This window comes from Acidithiobacillus marinus, assembly GCF_002847505.1.
In the GTDB taxonomy this organism is placed as follows: domain Bacteria; phylum Pseudomonadota; class Gammaproteobacteria; order Acidithiobacillales; family Acidithiobacillaceae; genus Acidithiobacillus; species Acidithiobacillus marinus.
Map to the genome: position 1 here is coordinate 58,513 of NZ_MXAV01000013.1, position 17,147 is coordinate 75,659.

Below are 17,147 nucleotides of genomic sequence, written 5' to 3' on the forward strand. Positions count from 1 at the left end.
GACGAGGTCCAAGAGGGCGAGTTTTGAAATTTTGCGTCGGGCCTCAGGCTTCCCCGTGGGGGTCAAACAGGCGGTCATATTCGGCGATGGCGAAGCGGTCGGTCATGCCGGCAATATAATCCGCGACAATTCGCGCCCGGCTTTTTTCCTGCTGATCGCTGTTGTGAATGCGCGCCTGATATTTCAGGGGCAGCAGGCGGGGGTCTTCGCGCAGGGTATGGAAAAGGCGGCGCACCAGGCGCTTGGCTTTTTCCGCCTGACGATGCACCCGGGGATGCCGATACATGCGCTGAAACAGATAGCTTTTCAATGCTTTGATTTGCGCCGCGATTTCCGGGCTGTGGGCGGCCAGTGGCCGGGGACTGGCGCGCACTTCGGCAATGCTGGTGATTTTGCCGTTTTCAATGCGTCGGCGGGTTTCTGCCACCAGATCATTAATCAGTAAATTGATCAGGCGCCGCCCGGTTTCATGGCGCAGTATGGTTTTGCTGGCATCGGGATACCGGGACTGGACTTCGCCATAAATGTCCCCGTACAGCGGATTGCTGCAGAGTTCCTTCAAATCCAATAGTCCGGCGCGCAATCCATCGTCTATGTCATGATTATTGTAGGCAATTTCATCGGCAAGATTGGTGATTTGCGCTTCCAGGCTGGGCTGGGTACCGTTCAGGAAGCGTTCACCCACATCCCCGAGATCGGCGGCCTTGCTTCTGGCGCAATGTTTGAGGATGCCTTCCCGGGTCTCAAAGCTGAGATTCAGGCCGGGAAAATCGCCATAACGCACTTCGAGGCGATCCACAATGCGCAGAGACTGAATATTATGCTCGAAGCCACCGAGATCATGCATACATTCCTGCAGGGCATCCTGACCGGCATGACCGAAGGGGGTGTGACCCAGATCATGGGCCAGGGCGATGGCTTCCACTAGATCTTCATCCAGCCCCAGTTGCCGGGCAATGGCGCGGCCCACCTGGGCTACTTCCAGGGTGTGGGTGAGACGGGTGCGATACAGGTCGCCTTCATGATTGACGAATACCTGGGTTTTGTATTCGAGGCGGCGAAAGGCGCTGGAGTGAATGACCCGGTCACGGTCACGCTGGAATGGGCTGCGGCTTTCCGGCGGGTCTTCAGGGTACTTACGGCCGAGGCTGCTCTCGGCATGGGCTGCGTAAGACGCGAGTCTGTCTGGAAAGGAAAGTTTATCCGGCAAGACCAGGATGCTCCTGTGCAGCAGCTTCGTTCCCTGATTCGTCGATGACCCGCTGCATAGTCTCCGCCAGAAGCGGCAGGCGGGCGGCAAACAGGGCATAGGCCGCGTCCGCATATTCGCGAATTTCATACTGGGCGTCTTTTTTGCGCCGCAGCTTGAAAAAGTTCATGAGGCTGCGGAAGTTGACTGTCCAGTACACGTCGGAATAGGCGGCTACCGGCATGACATTGCGCAGGAGTTCCCGGGCCCGGCCCCGGTAGGGATCACGCCCCCCTTCCTTGGGGGCCAGTTCGCCGGACTCCCGGGCCTGATCAATGCGCGCACAGGCAGCACTGTACTGGTTTTCGTACCACTGGAACAGTTGCCCCATCAGGGCTTCATATTCCGCCAGCGCCGCCTCGTCGAGGACCGCATAACCGTCTACCGTCCGTGCTGCGGCATCGGGAATGTAGGCGACGGAGATGGGCTTGCGGTAACGCATGGAAAACTCATTCCAGCTGGAAACCCGATGTTTGACCCACTGCCGCAACACAAAAATGGGGGCGATAAAGCGAAAGCGGAAATAAATGGTTTCAAAGGGAGTGCCATGCTGATCGCGGAGTAATTGATAAAGGAGATTGCGATCACGTTCACTGAAATCATGGCCACTCTTGAGGCGCTGGTTGGTGGTGCTGATGCGGGCGGTGTTGATGATGGTGGCTTCATCACCCCAGCTTTCCTCCAGTTCGATAAAGCCAAAATTACCAATACGGCGGGTGCCTTCAGGGTTGAGGGCCATGCGCTGGGCCATTTCTGCCTGTATTTCTGCGGTAGCCTTGTTGATTTCATTCATGCGCTGCGCTCCATAAAAGCCTGCAGGGTCTGGGTGATGGCGGCGGGGGGAACATCTCCGGTAATCAGGGCGCTGCCGATACTGTTGAGCAGGATAAAACGGATTTGCCCGGCTTCGGCTTTTTTGTCCACTTTCATGAAGTCCAGATAGGTGGAAATCTCCAGTCGGGGAGCAAGGGTGGGGAGCCCTGCCGCCTTGATGAGTTTGTAGATCCGGTTTTGTTCGCTTTCCCGGAGCAGATCCAGACGGCGGGACAAATCGGCGGCCATGACCATGCCGATGGCGACAGCTTCACCGTGCAGATAGTGACCATAACCGCTGGCCGCTTCAATGGCATGACCAAAGGTGTGACCAAAATTGAGGATGGCGCGCAGACCGCCTTCCAGCTCGTCCCGGGCGACGACTTCCGCTTTGTCCTTGCAGGAGGTTTTGATGATTTTTTCCAGGGCTTCACTGTCCCGGGCGAGGACGGAATCAAGATGATCTTCCAGCCAGGAGAAAAAACTCAGGTCATTGATCAGGCCGTATTTGATGACTTCAGCCAGTCCCGAGCGGAATTCCCGTTCCGGCAGGCTGTCGAGGGTGTCCGTATCGGCGATGACGCAGCGCGGTTGATAAAAGGCGCCGATCATGTTTTTGCCGAGGGGGTGGTTGACCCCGGTTTTGCCGCCCACAGAAGAATCCACCATGGCCAGCAAAGTGGTGGGAATCTGGATGCAGGCCACTCCCCGTTGATAAACAGCGGCGGCAAAACCGGTAATGTCGCCGACCACACCGCCGCCCAGAGCGAAAAGGGTACAATCGCGGCCGTATCCGGCTTTGAGCAGTTCACCGGTGATGCTCTGAACATGGTCAAGAGTTTTGCTCTCTTCGCCAGCGGGCAGGGTGATGACCAGAGCATCCTTGTGCAGGGATTTCAGGGTGTTTTGCAGAGCCTTCAGGTAGAGCGGACCCACATTCGTATCGGTCACAATGGCCACTGGTCCCTTGCCAATCGCCGGTGCTAAGAGGCTGGGATCGCCGAGAATGCCGCTACCCATATGGATGGCGTAACTGCGTTGACCAAGTTTTACACGAAGACTTTGCATATGTTCCAGGCTCTTGAAGTCGAATTTATCTTACGCATTGTTGATTTTCTGGAGCGTGCAGGCAAGAGTGAAAATAAAGCGACAGTCTTTTCCTAGGCGGGGTGGGTCTGTAAATGTCTTAAAATCCGCCGCAGTACCTGATCGGACCGCAAGCCATCTCCACTGACCCGCCAGTGCGCTGTTTGCTGATAAATGTGATTTCTTTGTCGGGCGATCTGCTCCAGACGGGTTTCTAGGTCAGTATTTTGCAGCAGGGGACGATTACGGTCGTGACGGACCCTTTTCAATTGCTCCGCTACACTAATGTCGAGATAAATGACGCGACCCATCTGGCGCAGATGACCGCGATTGCGGGGGTCGAGCACTGCTCCGCCACCAGTGGCCAGTACCATGGGGTTTGCCTGTTCTTGCAGGTCGGCAATCACTTTGGCTTCGCGCTCGCGGAAGCCGGCCTCGCCTTCTATTTCAAAAATGGTGGGAATATCTACCCCGGTATGATTGACGATGAGCTGGTCACTATCCACATAGGGAATATGTAAACGGGCGGCCAGCAGCCGCCCGATAGTCGATTTGCCCGAGCCCATGGGCCCGATGAGGACTATCGTTCTGGTCATTGTCCGAGGTTGCTGTTACCACTCGCACCGGCCAGATCATCCTGAACATCACCACCGATGACTTTCGGCGTGATGAAAACCAGCAGTTCAGTCTTGGCGACGCTATCCACATTACTCTTGAACAGCCAGCCCAACAGCGGAATATCTTTCAACAGGGGAATCCCGGTCTGATTGTGGTTGGTGGTATCGGTATAAATACCGCCAATGACCACAGTCTGACCATCGTTGACCAAGAGTTTGGTTTTGACTTCCTGGGTCTGAATGGGAATACCCGAAGGCAAGGCATCCGCATAGTTGGGCTGATTGTTTTGCGCCGTTACATCCAGAGTGATTTTGCCATTGGGGGAAATATGCGGCGTGACATCCAGGCTCAACTCCGCTTTCTTGAAAGATACCGAGGTGGTGCCACTGCTGGTGGATTGTTGATAGGGAATTTCCTGACCCTGGGAGATGACCGCCTTTTCATTGTCTTCGGTTAGTACTTTCGGGCTGGATATGATCTTGGCCCGGTTGTCCACCTGCAGGGCCTGGAGTTGCAGGCTCAGAATCCGGTTACCGGCTGCCGTGCCCAGGGCAAAGCCCAACGAGGCGGGCGTAGCGCTGGCCAGTGCCGTTCCGGCATTGGAAGCGGCGAGGTTGGCCAGAGCGGGGACAGTGAAACCGGTACCCGTTGTAGAGCTGCCGCCGCTGCTGCCGGAAATGGGATAAGACCCACCCTGAGTTGCCGTAGTACCAGTCGCGCCGGTGCCGGAAAGGTTAACTACGCCGCCAGCACCATTGGAAGTATAGGTGCCCCCCCAATTGACACCCAGAGAATGGGCGGCGCTGGTGGTGATCTGGACAATGCGCGCCTCGATCAGCACCTGTGGTACCGGCTTGTCGATTTTGGCGATCAGTTTTTTGATGTTATCGATATCACGGGGAGTATCCCGGACCAGCAGGCTGTTGGTACGGTTCACGACGGCCACGCTGCCACGAGGTCCCAACAGGGAATTGCCAATGATGCTGGATTTGGGCAGTCCCAGAGCACTGGCCAGGGATTGTTGCTGATAGGCGCTCATCTGATCATCAGAAGAGCCGGAACTGTTATGGTCAAAACCTTGCAGCAGTGCCGCGATGCTGGAAGCTCTGGCGTATTTAATCTGTATCAGTTGGGTTTCCAGGGGCTCCAGCTTGCGCTTGCTGGCATCCGCCTTGAGTTCGGCCTCTTCCTGGCTGGTGATTTGACTGGCCGGGGCCACCCAGAGGATGTTGCCGATATGTTTGACCGCCAGTCCCTGGGATTCCAGAATGACCTTGAAAGCCTGCTCCCAGGGTTCGTTTTTGAGGCGAATGGACAGACTGCCCGTGACATTGTTGGAAACCACAATATTCTGGTGGGTAAAGTCGGCAATGACCTGCAGGGCATCACGCACGCTGATGTTCTGGAAATCCATGCTCAACCGTGCACCGGCATTGGGATTTTGCGCCGCAGTGGCCGTCTTGGGGTGGACATCAATCAGGGTATGCTGACCGAGCTGATAAGCCGAATATTCATAGGGACCGTGAATGGCGAATACCATACGGGTATTGCGTCCGATGGGGTAACTGTCCACATACTGCACGGGGGTGCCAAACTGAGTCACCCCGAAACGGTGAGTATAGCTGGCGGGCAGAGTGGTATTTTTGAGTTCCACGACCAGGCGGCCATCTTCCCGGGTGACATTCATTTCCGGCTGCGGGCCGGCAATGGATAAATCGAGAATGCCACCACCCTGTTTGCCACGTTTGAAATTCAAGCCGTTGACGGTGGTGCCATAGGTCATGACCGGAGTTGATGCAGCCGGCTTTGCGGGATTGGTTACGGCTGTCGAACTTGTCGTCGTTGGGCTGGCTGATGGGCGCGAAACCGCAGAAAGCTTGCTTTTGTTGTCGACCAGGGCCAGACGGTAACCGCCCATGGTGGGTTCCATCATGATTGCCTGGGGCGATTTGAGCAGCAAGTCGAGGCGGGCATTTTGTCCCTGGTTTTCAGTCAGCACATTTTCGACAGCCCCGTTGGGCATTACGGTGCCTACTGAGGAGAGGAAATGCGTATTGTTAAAAACAATTTGCACCCGATATCCGCCATTGAGCGTGTTGACATCATAGACGGGGCGGGAGTCACTATGGATGATGAAAGCCGTGCCGTGCTGGTCCGAACTGGGAGTGATGCTGCTGATCAGACTTTCCGCCCAGGCTGCACCTGAACTCAAGCACAACGCAGCAGCCAGAATGGCGCTGGTCGCTGGCCGCAGAGAGGGCATGAAGGGACGGCTACTGAGATGAAGGCGGGCATTCTTGGCTGTGCGCATCTTTTTACAATCCTCTGTATTCTTCGGGTTCAGGCTCGTCATGTTTAGTTACCGCTCTGCATGTGCAAGATGGTTTGCTCTTTCTTGTAGCCCCCAAATGCGTTGGGGAGATACTGCTCTATAGTGACAGATTGTTTGGTCTGAGAGTCATCAATGCCGGTAATGCGCCCGTCATGGGTACCGATGTAACTGCCGATGCTGGCGCGATAGACCTTGTTGTCAGGCGTCTGAATGATCGCCCATAACTGGCCGTTGGCCGAGCGCATGATACCGGTCACCTGCATACTGGAGAGTGCATATTTCTCCAACGGCTGAACTGGGCCATGAGATGCCGGACGCGGTCCGTGATTGCTTTCAGCCGCAGCCTCCTTACGCAACAGGATTTCGGAAAAACTGGTAAAGGGGTCACGATTGGCCAGATTGTTGTAAACCGTGGGCTGATACGCCGGAGTTTTGGGCAAGGGCGTAATATGGTCGTTGGTTTTGGGTCCATTGGCGACGAAAGCGCGCAGATGGCTCAAATCATCACTTTGGGAACAGCCTGCCAGGACCGCGAGGCTGGCACTGATGGCCAGAACATTGAGGACTTTACGCCAAATACTGATGCTGTTGCGGGCGGCAGTCGGTTTACCGAAACTCACTGCGTTCGTTCTCATGGCTTGCTCCCGTCCTGGGCTGAGCCGGTCTTGTCACCACTATCCAGATAGCGGTAGGTGGTGGCCGTACATTGCATGACCAGTTGCTGGGCAGCCAGGGCTTTGGCTGCCAGTGTGCTACCGGTTTCGGGAACCCGGGAGATATCGATGCCACTGATGGTGACAATGCGCGGCATCGCGGCCACAGCAGCTGCGAAACGGCCGATATCGTTGTAGGTGCCCACGACTTTGAGCTTGACGGGAATTTCGGCGTAAAAGTTTTTGTTGATTTCACCGGTAGGTTGAAACAATTCAAAATCCAGGCCGCGACTACGTCCCGCCAGGGTGACATCATCCAGCAGGGAAGGGATTTGGGTCCGGTTGGGAAGCTGTTCCAGAAACTTCTGAAAGCGGACATTCATTTCCTTGATTTGCGCCTGATAGGCCGGTAGAGATGCGGCCAGCAATTGTTTCTGCCGAATCTGGATTTTCAAACTTTCTTCCTGGGTTTGTAGGGCGTCGTACTTGTCATTTTCGGGAGAAATGAATTCAAACCAGACGACAATGCCGAGAATCACGATAATAATGGCAATGGCGATCAGCTTGGTTTTCAGGGGCCAGCGGAGGATGTCTTCCACCTGGAGATTACGTATTTCGTCGAAAGTCACGGCTGGACCTCCTGTTTGCCCGGGGTCTGGGCACTTTTATCGGCGGCGGTGGGTTTGCGGATGGTCATTTGCAAGGTGAATTGTCCGACGTCCTCACTGCCCAGCTTGGATTTGCTGATGATGTTCAACTGGGGATTGGTGAAGATTTTGGAGGCCTGAATATTGCGCATGAAGGCTGCCACCTGGTCGTTATCTTGACTATAGCCATTCACCGTCAGGGCATCACCGGATTGCTGGAGATGGGTCAGGAAAACGCCATCCGGTGTTTCTGCAGCCAGGGCGTTAAATACCTGAACGACCATATCCCGCTTGGCCTGAAGATCGGTAATGATGCCTTCCCGGGCCAGTAGTTCGTCGCGTTTTTTGCGCAGGTCGGCAATGGAGGCAATCTGGGTATTCAGTTGATTGGTAACGCCCTGCAGATAATCGACTTTCGCTTGCTCTGTGTCCACGCGGGCGCTGAAAATGCTGTAAATCCCGTAGTAGAAAGCAGCAGCAAGAAGCAGGATGCCTATGAGGGCGGCACCCAGCACCTGACTACGCTGGGCGCGGCGGGCTTCGCGATAGGGTAGTAAGTTGATGCGAATCATGCCAAAACCCTCCGCAGGGCCAAGCCGCAGGCAACCGCCAGGGACGAACGGTCAGCATCCATGAAACGCCGGCTGATTTGCGGGGATAATTCCATGCCGGTAAAGGGGTCGGGTACAAAAACCGGATAACTGACCAGTTGCCGCAATTGATCGGCCAGTTGTGGGATTTTCGCGCCGACGCCAAACAAATGCACGGTGGCTGTAGGTACATCGGGCATGCTGGCCTGAAAAAAATCCAGGGAACGGAACAGCTCCTGAGCCATGTTACGGGCAAAAGGCTGGAGCACATCTTTTTCATATTCCGGGGGCAGGCCGCCAAAGCGCTCCATGCGCTGGGCGTCATTACTATCGAGATTGTAGCGGCGTTGAATTTCTTCGAGGAGGCGTCCCAGGCCAAAATTATGCTCTCTGGAGTACACCGGATGTCCATCCTGAAACACATAAATGTTGGTGGTGATGCTGCCGATTTCGACCAGCACGATTCCCTTGCCACTCAGGCTCTTATCCGGAGCTTTGGTGCTGGCCAGATGTTCATGCAGGAGCCACAAGGCAAAGGGTTTGACGTCCACAATGTGGGGTTTGAGTCCGGCTTCTTCAATGACTGCCGCGCTGTCTTCGACGGCTTCTTTTTTGCTGACCACGAGCAGAACGTGATTATAACCTTTGCGGCTATCGTCCGGACCTAAAATGGAAAAATCAAAGTTCACGGCGTCGATACTATAAGGAATATATTGGCTCCCTTCGTAACGAATCTGGTCTTCAATGCCCACTTCATCAAGATCGGCGGGCAGCGAGATGACTTTGACGATGGCAGAGTTGGCAGGAAGCGCTGTAGCCACGGCTTTGCTGCGAATGCGCGAGCGTTCGAGAATGTTGCGTAGAGCCCGGGAAACCGATTCGCTATCCACAATATCCCGATCACTGACAGCGCCTGGAGGCAAGGTTTCGGAATCAGCATGCTCCACCCGGATTTTCCCGCGACTTTGGGCGAGGGAAACGAGTTTTACCGCATCTGTACTGATATCCAGGCCCAGCAAAGGAGAACTTGGTATGCGTAGCACGTCGATTTCCTTATTTTATGGTCTGACCAATGTTATAATATTTGCCTTGCAAACAGGATGATGAATTATCTGCAGGGCCAGTATCATTTTTGCAACTTGCGGGGGAAATTAGCAGCATTCCGCATTCTGTCAAGGCGCGCAGTGCTAAAAAGTGATAGCAGAGAACCGGAAACCTGTATATCTGAGGCCAATCATTGAGAACAGGATGAATGCAAAACAACCATTAGCCGATACCCGCTGGATGCGGCTGGCTCTGGATATGGCGGCACAAGCGGTGGCCGTGGGGGAGGTGCCGGTGGGCGCAGTGCTGGTGAGCGCTGCCGGAGAATATCTGGCAGGGGCGCATAATGCGCCGATTGCCACGCATGACCCCAGCGCTCATGCCGAAATGCGGGCGTTGCGCGCCGCTGGCTTGCAGGTAGAGAATTATCGTCTGACGGGGTCCACGCTTTATGTGACCCTAGAACCCTGCGTGATGTGTGCGGGAGCTATACTCCATGCCAGAGTGGCCAGAGTGGTGTATGGAGCGGCGGATCCCAAGGCAGGCGCGGTAGAAAGTCTTTACCAGCTGTTTGATGATCCGCGTTTCAATCATCGTATTCAAGTGGAGGCCGGGTTGCTGGCTGATGCGTCGGCAACTCTTCTAAAAGATTTTTTTCGGGCGCGGCGTGCCCGCCCAAGAGAGGAAGCATGAAGCATCTCAGTACCGAGTGGAAAATTACTGCGGGAGGCCGGAGATTGTATGAGCTGACCGGAGACCTGCAGTCCTGGTTACAGGTCATTGCAGCCCGGGAAGGACTGGTGAACCTCTTTGTACCACATACTTCAGCGAGCCTGATCCTTCAGGAAAATGCCGACCCGGATGTGCAGCATGATATTCTCGACTACTTTGCCCGTCTGGTGCCCGATGATGATCCGCATTTCCGCCATCGTAATGAAGGCCCGGATGATATGTCTGCGCATTTGCGCTGTGTCCTGACCCAGAATAGTCTGGTCATACCGGTCAGGGAAGGGCGTGCCGCCCTGGGTGTCTGGCAGGGGGTGTTTTTGTTTGAGCAGCGTACCCGCCCACTCAGCAGGCAAATTTTGCTCAGTTTTCAGGGCGTGACAAGAACGTGACAGGAGAAAAATGAATGTCCAGTTTTGCAGAGCGGTATCGGGGAATGCTTTGGGGAATCAAGGAATGGTCGCGTTGGGATGCTTTCGTCGAAACCCTTAGCGCTCATGCGGATGATGGCTGGTATGTGTATTTTGTGGGAGTGGATTACCCTAAAGCGCCCCTCAAAGCGACACTTTTCCGCCAGCGCCTGGAGGCCATCAGCGTCCTTCTGCATCAGGATCATCGCGAAAAATATCTGGGGATTGTCTATGTAGATGACTTTGACAATCCCCAATTGATCAAGATTTATGATCCCAATAATCTGGGTGCGTCTTGTGGCAGCAGTGGCAAGCTGGTGCCTCCCGGCTGGATTTTATCACGCATGGCGCCGGATAATCTGGGCGATTTCATCGTTCCCGAAGGACGCAAACGCTGGTGGCGAGAGTTGCCCCAGGGCTGAATGCATGGCCATGAAGATTCAGCCTTTTGTACGCTGTAAAAATTCCAAGCCGAGGAGAACCCATGGAAGCTGACCTGAAACCCCTGGAATTTGAGGGTATTCGTCGATTACTGGAAAAATTATGTGCGACGCCTTTTGGTGCCGATGCGGCCCGTAATTTGGGGCCAGCACCCACGGTGGGTGTGGCCCGCCAGTTGCAGGATGCCATTAGTGCTGCACGCCTGGGTCTGGAGTCTGGGGAGGGTCCGGTGCTCCCGGAATTGCCCGATGTACGCGCTGCCATCCGCCAGGTGGCCAGTCCGGGGGCGGCTTTGGCAGGCACGGCATTTCGTAATCTGGCCCTGGTCTTGCGCGTGGGCAAGGAGTTACGGCCTTTTGTTGAAAAGCGCCCCGGACTTTTGCCCACCGGGGCGGCGCGCCTGGATGCGGCTGCCGACCTCCTGCCCAAAATCGACGCGGTATTGATGCCCAATGGTGCTGTGCGTGAAGATGGCAACGCGCAGCTCCGGCAATTACATACAGAGCTGAAAGGCGAGCGTGAGCAGATTCAAAAGGCCATGCAGTCCCACCTGTCAGCACCGGGAGCCAAATTGCACTGGTCCGGTCAGCGCGCCTGCGTTCATCTGCCCGACGGTGCTACCGATCAGATTCGCGGCGTGCGCCGGGGAACCGGTCCCGGAGGCCACGGTTATCTGATTGAGCCCATGGAGCTGGTGGCAAGCAACAATCGCTTGGAGAAAACAGCGGGCAGTATCGAGCAGGAAAACCAGGCGATTTTGCGGGCGTTGAGTGATGAGGGGCGTGAGCGCCTAGTCGGCTTGCAACATCTGGTAGAGTCACTGACCTGGCTGGATCTGGCCATTGCCGGAGCGCAGTTGTCCATTCATCTAAACGCCAAGGCGGCTGAAATGGTGGATGCGCCCGTTTTGACGCTGGAAGAAGCTTATCATCCCCAGCTGATTCTCGCCTATGCCGAAAAGCGCGGTCCGCAGCCCAAGCCCTTGTCAGTCCACATTAATGCCGATTGTCCGATTCTGGTGGTGACGGGACCCAATACCGGCGGCAAGAGTGTTTCCCTGAAAACCGTTGGGCTGTTGACGGTGATGGCTCACTGCGGACTGCACATTCCGGTGGGCGGACGGGCGCAGGTCGGCAATTTCACCCGGGTTTTTGTAGATATGGGCGATCCTCAGAGTGTGGCCTTTGAGCTTTCCACCTATTCCGGACATGTGGAAGTGCTCAAGCGGCTTCTTGCTGATGCTGATGAGCATACCCTGATCCTCTTGGACGAATTGGGTACCGGGACTGATCCGGAAGAGGGCGCAGCTTTGGCGATGGCGGTACTCGATCATCTCGCCGAACGGGGAGTCAGGGGGATGGTGACCACCCATCTCACTCCGCTTAAATCCTTTGCGGATCAGCATGGATCCCTGCGCAATGCGTCCATGCGCTTTGATCATGAACGTCTGGAACCTACCTATGAGCTGGAAATTGGTATACCTGGACGTTCTTTGGGGCTGGTGATCGCTGCCAAGCGGGGTCTGCCGGAAAATTTGGTGAACAAGGCCCGCCATTATCTCGAAACCTTGCATCAGCATTCCTGATGACTGGCTATAGATGCCGGACCCAGTACGCCAAGGCTTTTTTATTTGACCTGCCTGGGAAAACTGTCTAATTTTTTGCGCTAGTACTTTATTCCCTGAGGAGTATGACGATGACTTCCCCGACCAGCATCACTGAGCGTTTAAACGTGCAAACCAAATCCGAAACCCTGACCGGCGCCGAGATTGTGGTGCGCGCTCTACGTGACGAAGGTGTGGAATTCGTATTTGGTTATCCCGGCGGCGCAGTGCTGTATATTTATGATGAACTGGATAAGCAAGAAGCGGTGCAGCACATCCTGGTCCGTCATGAGCAGGCGGCGGTGCATGCCGCCGATGCCTATTCCCGGGTGACCGGCAAGGTCGGTGTGGCTCTGGTGACCAGCGGCCCCGGGGCGACCAATGCGGTCACGGGTATTGCTACGGCCTATATGGATTCTGTACCCCTGGTGGTGATCAGTGGACAGGTGCCCGTTGCTCTGATTGGGAATGATGCCTTTCAGGAAGTGGATACGGTGGGCATTACCCGCCCCTGTACCAAGCACAATTTTCTGGTCAAGGATGTTAAGGATCTGGCCAGCACCCTGAAAGCCGCCTTTTACCTGGCGGCCACCGGCCGGCCCGGCCCGGTGCTGGTGGACATTCCCAAGGATGTAACGGCCCATCAGTGTGCCTATCATTATCCTGACAAGATTTCCCTGCGTTCCTACAAGCCGACGGTCAAAGGCCATCCCGGGCAGGTGCGCAAGGCCATGCAGCTGATTGCCAGTGCCCAGCGGCCCATGTTTTACACAGGTGGTGGGGTAGTCCTGGGTAACGCGTCAGAAGAACTGCGCAAGCTGGTCCGCGCCCTGAATGTGCCGATTACCCATACTCTTATGGGCTTGGGCGCCTATCCGGCGACGGATCCCCAGTTTGTGGGCATGTTGGGCATGCATGGGACCTATGAAGCCAATATGGCCGTGCAGCACTGCGATGTGCTGGTGGCTCTGGGCGCACGCTTTGATGACCGGGTTACCGGAAATCTCGCCAAGTTCGCTCCTCATGCCAAAATTGTCCATGTAGATGTGGATCCTGCTTCCATTTCCAAGAACGTCCGGGTGGATGTGCCCATTGTCGGTGATTTGCAGCAGGTGTTGACGGAAATGAATCAGGTTCTGGCTGAACTGGATGCGCTCAATGATCGTCATGCCATGCAAGCCTGGTGGGGGCAAATCACAGAATGGCGCCAGCGTGACTGCCTCCATTACCAGCAGGATGAGCTGATCATCAAGCCCCAGTTTGTCGTGCAGAAGCTCTATGAACTCACTGCCGGAGAGGCCATTGTCACCTCGGACGTGGGTCAGCATCAGATGTGGGCTGCGCAGTTTTATGGTTTTGATCATCCCCGCCGTTGGGTGAACAGTGGGGGACTGGGGACCATGGGTTTTGGTTTGCCTGCGGCCATGGGTGCCCAGGTGGCAGAGCCTGATGCGACGGTGGTCTGTATTACCGGCGATGGCAGTATCCAGATGAATATTCAGGAACTGTCCACCTGCCAGCAATACAAATTGCCCCTCAAGGTGGCTTGCCTGAATAACCACTACCTGGGCATGGTTCGCCAGTGGCAGGAGTTTTTCTATGAAGACCGTTACGCCATGAGCTATGTGGACGCCTTACCGGACTTCGTCAAATTGGCAGAAGCCTATGGCCATATCGGTTTGCGGGCAGACAAGCCTGCCGATGTAGAGCCGGTCATCCGCGAAGCCCTGCGTCTCAAGGATCGCATGGTCTTCATGGATTTCCGGGTGGATGCCAAGGAGAATGTCTATCCCATGGTGCCAGCTGGTGCTGCTCTCTCTGAAATGATCCTGGTGTAAGCATGCGCCATATCATCTCAATTTTATTGGAAAACGAAGCGGGAGCCTTGTCGCGGGTGGCGGGTCTGTTTTCGGCGCGCGGTTACAATATCGAGGCCATGACCGTCGCGCCCACCCACGATGCGAGTATCTCGCGCATGACCGTTGCCACCAGTGGTTCGGAAGAAATCATGGAGCAGGTGCTCAAACAGTTAAATAAACTGGTGGAGGTCATCCGGGTCCACGATCTTACCGAGGGGCCGCACATTGAGCGGGAACTGATGTTGATCAAGGTGCATGCGGTGGGGCCTGATCGGGAAGAAGTGAAGCGACTTTCGGATATTTTCCGGGGACGCATTATTGATGTAACCGACCGTTCCTACACCATTGAGCTTACCGGCCCCGGTGACAAGCTAGATGCCTTCATTCACGCCCTCGATCCGGGTATGGTCATTGAGGTGGTGCGCAGTGGTGCCAGCGCTATCAGCCGTGGTGCCAAAGCGATCTGATCTTCCGGATTATCATTCATTTTTGTACTTACACAGAGGTTTACATGAAAGTTTATTACGATAACGATGCGGATTTGGCCCTCATCCAGAAAAAGAAAGTAGCTATCATTGGTTATGGCTCCCAGGGTCACGCCCATGCCCTGAATCTCAAGGATTCCGGTGTTTCCGTGGTGGTGGGGCTGCGCAAGGATTCCACTTCCTGGGACAAGGCCGTCAAGGCTGGCCTGGAAGTGAAGGAAGTGGGCGATGCCGTGGCCAGCGCCGATGTGGTCATGATCCTGACCCCTGATGAAGGCCAGGCGGCTCTGTACCGTGATGAAATCGCTCCTAAAATTAAGCAGGGTGCAGCACTGGTTTTCGCCCATGGCTTCAATGTACATTTTGGTCAGATTCACCCCCGCGCCGATCTGGATTGCTTTCTGGTGGCTCCCAAGGGCCCCGGCCATCTGGTGCGCTCCACCTATACCCAGGGTGGCGGGGTTCCGAGTCTGATTGCGGTGCATCAGGATGCCAGCGGTAATGCGACGAATATTGCCCTGGCTTATGCCAAGGCCAATGGCGGTACCCGCGCCGGGGTCATCGAAACGAGCTTCCGCGAAGAAACCGAAACCGATTTGTTCGGTGAGCAGGCAGTACTCTGCGGTGGTGCCACGGCCCTGGTTCAGGCCGGTTTTGAAACGCTGGTGGAAGCCGGTTACGCGCCGGAAATGGCCTATTTTGAGTGTCTGCACGAACTGAAACTGATTGTCGATCTGATGTATGAGGGGGGTATTGCGAACATGCGCTACTCCATCTCCAATACCGCAGAATATGGGGATCTCACCCGGGGTCCTCGGGTCGTCAACGCCGACACCAAGGCCGAGATGAAGAAAATTCTCACGGAAATCCAGACCGGGCAGTTTGCCAAGGAATTCATCCTCGAAAACCAGGCCGGCAAGGCGACCATGCAGGCCATGCGCCGGATGGGTGCGGAGCATCCCATCGAAGTGGTGGGCGACAAGCTTCGTTCGATGATGACCTGGATTGGTCAGAACCGCATTGTGGATCGTTCCCGCAACTAGGATTGTTTGATTTTTTTGAAGAATATCCGGGCGAATCCCTCGGGACAAAGTTTTTGTCCCGAGGATGTTCGCCCTTTTCTCATGGCCCCGGTCCTGCTACGCTCCGCCCATGAAAACTGATTATCCTTATCCTATTCTGGCGCGTGAAGGCTGGCCCTTTTTACTGTTGTTTCTGGCCATCGCCATTGTCCTGCAGATTTTTCTGACGGGTTGGTGGCTGGTTTTCGCTGCCCTGTTTTATTTGTTGTTTTTGTTCAGTCTGCAGTTTTTTCGCGATCCCCGGCGGCCCCTGCCGGATTTGTCGTCACAGTCGGTGCTCTGTCCTGCCGACGGCCGGGTTATTGCCATTGAACAGGTCGAAGATCCTTATCTCTCCCGTCCAGCCCTCAAGGTCAGCATTTTCATGAATGTGTTTGACGTGCATGTGAATCGCATGCCGGTCAGTGGACTGGTACAGAATGTCTGGTATTTTCCGGGTCGGTTTTTCAATGCAGCCCTGGACAAGGCTTCGCTGGAAAATGAGCGCAATGCACTCTGGATCAAAACGCCTGACGGGCAGGATGTGACGGTGGTTCAGGTCGCGGGCCTGGTAGCGCGACGGATTGTGTGTCATGTCCGGAAGGGAAATGATGTCGGCATCGGGCAGCGATTTGGTTTCATACGCTTTGGCTCGCGGGTCGATACTTATCTGCCCCTGGATACCCAAGTTCAGGTGCGGATTGGTGAACGGGTGCGCTCCGGTGCCCAGTGTCTGGCAACCCTGCCTGTGACGGCTCCATGAATTCGCGCTACCCCCGGCGTGGGGTTTATGTACTTCCTAATCTGTTTACCACTGCCAGCCTTTTTGCCGGTTTTTATTCCATTGTCGCTTCCATTCATGGCCATTACCGGATAGCCGCTATTGTCATTTTCATCGCCATGATTCTCGATGGTCTGGATGGCCGGGTAGCGCGCATGACCCATACCGAAAGTGCTTTTGGCGCGGAATATGATTCTCTGGCGGATGTGATCGCATTTGGCATGGCGCCTGCTATCCTGGTCATGCTCTGGGGGCTTCAGGATTTTGGCAAATTCGGCTGGCTGGGTGCGTTTGTGTATATTGCCTGTGGTGCCCTGCGCCTGGCGCGATTCAATGCCCAGGTACATAGTGCTTCCAAGCGCTATTTTCAGGGTTTACCCATACCTACGGCCGCCGCAGTCCTGGCTAGTCTGGTTTGGGTGGCTGTCGGTGAGGGTTATCCCTGGCTGACCCAAGTCAGTGAATATATTGCCCTGGGCCTGGTGTATGTATTGGGTCTGCTGATGGTAAGCAATGTTCGTTTCCGCAGCTTCAAGGACTTTGACCTCCACGGGCGGGTGCCCTTTGCTCTGGCTATTATCGTGGTTCTGGTAGTAGCTCTGATTGCGGTACATCCCCCACTAGTGCTGTTTTTGGCCGGTATTTCATACGTGCTGGTGGGTTTGATCCTCACCCTGTGGCAGATTCGCAGTCGTCGTCAGAGAAGGCGGCGGGGAATGCATTCGAACTGATAGCAGAATCCGGGAATA

Annotated in this window: 18 protein-coding genes; 9 read left to right on the forward strand and 9 right to left on the reverse strand. The window is 55.3% G+C overall.

The window, feature by feature from the left end; all coding sequences use genetic code 11:
- Positions 1-43 precede the first annotated feature (43 nt).
- The 9 genes from B1757_RS04250 to pilM all read right to left on the reverse strand — a co-directional run bounded on the left by B1757_RS04250 (position 44) and on the right by pilM (position 9,031).
- Entirely contained in the window at positions 44-1,210 is a 1,167-nt protein-coding gene (locus tag B1757_RS04250) for a deoxyguanosinetriphosphate triphosphohydrolase (protein WP_253253703.1), read from the reverse strand.
- Complete coding sequence (thyX, locus tag B1757_RS04255) at positions 1,200-2,042, reverse strand: FAD-dependent thymidylate synthase (protein ID WP_101537139.1); 843 nt, start codon at positions 2,040-2,042, stop codon at positions 1,200-1,202. Before thyX ends, B1757_RS04250 begins: the two co-directional genes overlap by 11 nt.
- Entirely contained in the window at positions 2,039-3,130 is a 1,092-nt protein-coding gene (aroB, locus tag B1757_RS04260; protein WP_101537140.1) for a 3-dehydroquinate synthase, read from the reverse strand. The genes thyX and aroB overlap by 4 nt, the downstream gene beginning before the upstream one ends.
- A 92-nt stretch (positions 3,131-3,222) precedes the next feature.
- Complete coding sequence (locus tag B1757_RS04265) at positions 3,223-3,744, reverse strand: shikimate kinase (RefSeq protein WP_101537141.1); 522 nt, start codon at positions 3,742-3,744, stop codon at positions 3,223-3,225.
- Positions 3,741-6,077 carry a type IV pilus secretin PilQ gene (locus B1757_RS04270; RefSeq protein WP_101537142.1) on the reverse strand — a complete coding sequence of 779 codons (2,337 nt, stop codon included), beginning with the start codon at positions 6,075-6,077 and terminating at the stop codon, positions 3,741-3,743. Before B1757_RS04270 ends, B1757_RS04265 begins: the two co-directional genes overlap by 4 nt.
- Positions 6,078-6,121: 44 nt before the next feature.
- Complete coding sequence (locus B1757_RS04275; protein ID WP_101537143.1) at positions 6,122-6,733, reverse strand: pilus assembly protein PilP; 612 nt, start codon at positions 6,731-6,733, stop codon at positions 6,122-6,124.
- Positions 6,730-7,380: a type IV pilus inner membrane component PilO gene (locus B1757_RS04280; protein ID WP_101537144.1), complete on the reverse strand. Its 651-nt coding sequence runs from the start codon at positions 7,378-7,380 to the stop codon at positions 6,730-6,732. The genes B1757_RS04275 and B1757_RS04280 overlap by 4 nt, the downstream gene beginning before the upstream one ends.
- A complete protein-coding gene (locus tag B1757_RS04285) occupies positions 7,377-7,970 on the reverse strand; it encodes a PilN domain-containing protein (protein WP_101537145.1) in 594 nt (197 codons plus the stop codon). The genes B1757_RS04280 and B1757_RS04285 overlap by 4 nt, the downstream gene beginning before the upstream one ends.
- Positions 7,967-9,031 (reverse strand): type IV pilus assembly protein PilM, encoded by a 1,065-nt coding sequence (pilM, locus tag B1757_RS04290; RefSeq protein ID WP_101537146.1) that lies wholly within the window; start codon positions 9,029-9,031, stop codon positions 7,967-7,969. Before pilM ends, B1757_RS04285 begins: the two co-directional genes overlap by 4 nt.
- A gap of 205 nt (positions 9,032-9,236) precedes the next feature.
- Between pilM and tadA the strand changes: the two genes are divergently transcribed.
- The 9 genes from tadA (at position 9,237) to pssA (ending at position 17,129) form a co-directional block, all read left to right on the forward strand.
- Complete coding sequence (gene tadA, locus B1757_RS04295; protein ID WP_101537147.1) at positions 9,237-9,725, forward strand: tRNA adenosine(34) deaminase TadA; 489 nt, start codon at positions 9,237-9,239, stop codon at positions 9,723-9,725.
- On the forward strand, positions 9,722-10,150 hold the full coding sequence (locus tag B1757_RS04300; protein ID WP_101537148.1) for a secondary thiamine-phosphate synthase enzyme YjbQ: 429 nt from the start codon (positions 9,722-9,724) through the stop codon (positions 10,148-10,150). Before tadA ends, B1757_RS04300 begins: the two co-directional genes overlap by 4 nt.
- A 14-nt stretch (positions 10,151-10,164) precedes the next feature.
- Positions 10,165-10,590, forward strand: a complete 426-nt coding sequence (locus B1757_RS04305) for a protein kinase family protein (RefSeq protein WP_101537149.1) — start codon at positions 10,165-10,167, stop codon at positions 10,588-10,590.
- Between the two features lie 62 nt (positions 10,591-10,652).
- Positions 10,653-12,194, forward strand: a complete 1,542-nt coding sequence (locus B1757_RS04310) for an endonuclease MutS2 (protein ID WP_101537150.1) — start codon at positions 10,653-10,655, stop codon at positions 12,192-12,194.
- Between the two features lie 110 nt (positions 12,195-12,304).
- Positions 12,305-14,050: a biosynthetic-type acetolactate synthase large subunit gene (gene ilvB / locus B1757_RS04315; RefSeq protein ID WP_101537151.1), complete on the forward strand. Its 1,746-nt coding sequence runs from the start codon at positions 12,305-12,307 to the stop codon at positions 14,048-14,050.
- 2 nt (positions 14,051-14,052) lie between these two features.
- The gene (ilvN, locus tag B1757_RS04320; protein WP_101537152.1) at positions 14,053-14,538 is read left to right on the forward strand and encodes an acetolactate synthase small subunit; all 486 of its coding nucleotides are present in this window, start codon (positions 14,053-14,055) and stop codon (positions 14,536-14,538) included.
- Positions 14,539-14,582: 44 nt separating this feature from the next.
- Positions 14,583-15,599 (forward strand): ketol-acid reductoisomerase, encoded by a 1,017-nt coding sequence (gene ilvC / locus B1757_RS04325; RefSeq protein ID WP_101537153.1) that lies wholly within the window; start codon positions 14,583-14,585, stop codon positions 15,597-15,599.
- A gap of 109 nt (positions 15,600-15,708) precedes the next feature.
- Positions 15,709-16,380: a phosphatidylserine decarboxylase gene (locus B1757_RS04330; RefSeq protein ID WP_101537154.1), complete on the forward strand. Its 672-nt coding sequence runs from the start codon at positions 15,709-15,711 to the stop codon at positions 16,378-16,380.
- Positions 16,377-17,129 (forward strand): CDP-diacylglycerol--serine O-phosphatidyltransferase, encoded by a 753-nt coding sequence (pssA, locus tag B1757_RS04335; RefSeq protein WP_101537155.1) that lies wholly within the window; start codon positions 16,377-16,379, stop codon positions 17,127-17,129. The genes B1757_RS04330 and pssA overlap by 4 nt, the downstream gene beginning before the upstream one ends.
- Positions 17,130-17,147: the final 18 nt, after the last annotated feature.

Coding starts and splice junctions, on each gene's coding strand:
- thyX (WP_101537139.1), bottom strand. CDS start 2,042: ATGAATGAAATCAACAAGGCTACCGCAGAAATACAGGCAGAAATGGCC.
- ilvB (WP_101537151.1), top strand. CDS start 12,305: ATGACTTCCCCGACCAGCATCACTGAGCGTTTAAACGTGCAAACCAAA.
- tadA (WP_101537147.1), top strand. CDS start 9,237: ATGAATGCAAAACAACCATTAGCCGATACCCGCTGGATGCGGCTGGCT.
- pssA (WP_101537155.1), top strand. CDS start 16,377: ATGAATTCGCGCTACCCCCGGCGTGGGGTTTATGTACTTCCTAATCTG.
- B1757_RS04275 (WP_101537143.1), bottom strand. CDS start 6,733: ATGAGAACGAACGCAGTGAGTTTCGGTAAACCGACTGCCGCCCGCAAC.
- B1757_RS04265 (WP_101537141.1), bottom strand. CDS start 3,744: ATGACCAGAACGATAGTCCTCATCGGGCCCATGGGCTCGGGCAAATCG.
- B1757_RS04310 (WP_101537150.1), top strand. CDS start 10,653: ATGGAAGCTGACCTGAAACCCCTGGAATTTGAGGGTATTCGTCGATTA.
- aroB (WP_101537140.1), bottom strand. CDS start 3,130: ATGCAAAGTCTTCGTGTAAAACTTGGTCAACGCAGTTACGCCATCCAT.
- B1757_RS04270 (WP_101537142.1), bottom strand. CDS start 6,077: ATGCGCACAGCCAAGAATGCCCGCCTTCATCTCAGTAGCCGTCCCTTC.
- B1757_RS04330 (WP_101537154.1), top strand. CDS start 15,709: ATGAAAACTGATTATCCTTATCCTATTCTGGCGCGTGAAGGCTGGCCC.
- B1757_RS04285 (WP_101537145.1), bottom strand. CDS start 7,970: ATGATTCGCATCAACTTACTACCCTATCGCGAAGCCCGCCGCGCCCAG.
- ilvC (WP_101537153.1), top strand. CDS start 14,583: ATGAAAGTTTATTACGATAACGATGCGGATTTGGCCCTCATCCAGAAA.
- B1757_RS04305 (WP_101537149.1), top strand. CDS start 10,165: ATGTCCAGTTTTGCAGAGCGGTATCGGGGAATGCTTTGGGGAATCAAG.
- ilvN (WP_101537152.1), top strand. CDS start 14,053: ATGCGCCATATCATCTCAATTTTATTGGAAAACGAAGCGGGAGCCTTG.
- B1757_RS04300 (WP_101537148.1), top strand. CDS start 9,722: ATGAAGCATCTCAGTACCGAGTGGAAAATTACTGCGGGAGGCCGGAGA.